We start from the raw sequence: 2,516 nt of genomic DNA, 5'->3' as shown, positions 1-2,516 counted from the left end.
TGGGTGAAAGGCGATTTTAACAAAGTATTTTCCAAGCTTGGCGATTTGGCCGACAACACTTCTTTTAAGATTACTGTTGTGCAAAAAAACGGAAAAGATGCAATATTCCACTATGTAGTAACTGGCCGCAAGGAATTTTCAGCAACCGATCAGGAACAATTTAAAAATACCGGGGAATCAATTGTGGCTTTATCTACCTGTTGGCCGGTTGGCTCTACTGCCAAAAGGTTAGTAGTGTTTGGGCAAGTAACTCAAGTGGAAAGGTAATACAAGCTTAAACAAGGGATAAAATGTAAAAAAATGTCTATTGACAAAAATGAGAAAAAGTATTATAATTGTTAGTTAGGTAAATAACTAAATAATTAATAGATTTAATTAGAATTATTATTAAAAGTTGCATTAAGTGATTAACAAATCTTTTAAAGTAACTTTTAGAGGTTAATCAATATGAATAATATTATACTTAAGTTAATGAAGCCGGGTACACTGTCCGCTTTTTTAACATTGGTTTTAATCGGTGCCGTTTTAATAATCGCGCCACAAAAAACCAATGTCGCCAAGTCGGAAAATTGTTCAAATGCTCCGACAGTAGCGACATTAAATTTTTTCCCGGTAACATGGGATAGCACTGCCGGTTATGGATGCACAGATTTTGCTCCAATAGCAGTGCGTAATTTAAATGAAACCGGCTACGTTGCCGACGACTATGGTAATGTCGGTGATGAATTATATGTGAGAATTTATGCTCACAATGGAGCCCAGCAAGGTTTGAGCTCCGAACAAACTACGGCTTTTGGCGTAAATGGAGACTTCTCAATTTCCGGTAATACCATTAGCACATCATTTTCAGGAACCCGTGGAGACGGAAGTTTAACCAACACCGTAAACGGTAGTGTAACAATTGATATTCCGGAAGGCAGTAATTTGGAAATAGTCCCGGGTAGCGGACAGTTTTTTGACTACCAAGCAAACCCGATTTATGGCAAAGATATTTTAGGTCTTACAGCGGGTAGCTTTGATATGGGCGAAATGCAGGCTTGCTTTGAATATTCTAAATTTTATCGTTTTAAAGTAAAGGTTGTCGGCAACACCCCTCCTCCGGTAATTAATGTTCCTGCCGGTCAAATTTCAGCCACCGCGGCTGTTAAAGTCAGCGGTCAGTGTTTGTTTAAGACCACTGTCACTTGGTCAACCCAAAATGTTACTTCCGCTGTCGTGGAAGTTACCGATACTTTGGATAATGTTACCAATGTAGTTGGTTACAACTTAAATGACACAACCTCTGATACTGCTTGGATGAACCCAAACAGAACTTACAGATTTACTCTATACAACACATCAAACGGTAAAACCAAGTTGGCTCATGCCGATGTGGTTACCGGTAGCTGTGATATTACGCCTTCTCCGGTAATTAATGTTCCTGCCGGCCAAATTTCAGCCACCGCGGCTGTTAAAGTCAGCGGCCAGTGTTTGTTTAAGACCACTGTCACTTGGTCAACCCAAAATGTTACTTCCGCTGTTGTGGAAGTTACCGATACTTTGGATAACGTTACCAATGTAGTTGGTTACAACTTAAATGACACAACCTCTGATACTGCTTGGATGAACCCAAACAGAACTTACAGATTTACTCTATACAACACATCAAACGGTAAAACCAAGTTGGCTCATGCCGATGTGGTTACCGGTAGCTGTGATATTACTCCTCCGGTTTGTGTTGTAAATACCAATTATTTCTTAAACGCCGCAACTCCTGTTAAGCAAGGCTCTTACTACTCAGTTAAACTGACATGGGGTTCTGACGGAAACAATCAAATTAAAATCACCCAGGTAAATTCCAATGGTACGGAAACCGTGTTAACTACCGGTGCTAAAACCGGCAGCTTTACCACTTCTGCTAACTTACAAGCTGGAAATACGTATACATTCAAAATGTATGACGTTAATCCGGATTGTGGCAAGTTTTTAACTTCCACCCAAGTTGTTATTCAGTCCAGCCCTTCCCAATTGGTGTGTTCCGCTGACAGCTCTTCTTATAACATTGGCCAGCAAGCTACCTTCAGGGCAACCGGTGGCACCGCCCCTTATAATTGGACTGGGAATGGCCAGTCGTTTACCGGCAGTGTATTTGGTACTACCTACACCACTGGTGGTAATAAAAATGTTACTGTCTTTAGTAACGATGGACAGACCGCAAATTGCAGCACTTACATTAATGAACCAGTTGTAGAAAAAGGCATCGTCGGTTTGATTAAAGAAGTAAAAAATATCACCGGCAACGAAACTGCTTTTTCCCATACAACTTCAGCAAAGCAAAATGATGTTGTGGAATATAGAATCAAGGTTTCTGCAGGCAGTTCAATTAACTTGAAAAATGTTGTGGTGACCGATACTTTTGCTTCCGGGCTGTCTTACGTGGAAGGTTCGTTAAAAGTTGACGGACAATCTCATGCAAGCGGTTTAACTTCCGGTGGCTTAACTTTTGCTTCTGTGAGTCAAACCCCATTGGTTATTAC

General features: G+C 40.5%; 2 protein-coding genes. Both read left to right on the top strand.

The features are described from left to right. On the top strand, nucleotides 1–267 hold a 267-nt coding region (locus WC955_13400), incomplete at its 5' end, for a sortase (GenBank protein MFA5860051.1). Between the two features lie 180 nt (nucleotides 268–447). Beyond that, a partial coding sequence (locus tag WC955_13395) for a hypothetical protein (GenBank protein ID MFA5860050.1) occupies nucleotides 448–2,516 on the top strand: 2,069 nt, incomplete at its 3' end.

The organism is Elusimicrobiota bacterium (assembly GCA_041658405.1).
GTDB lineage: Bacteria > Elusimicrobiota > UBA5214 > JBBAAG01 > JBBAAG01 > JBBAAG01.
The sequence above is the reverse complement of the archived record's forward strand: the minus strand, read 5'-3'. Positions and strand labels throughout refer to the sequence as shown.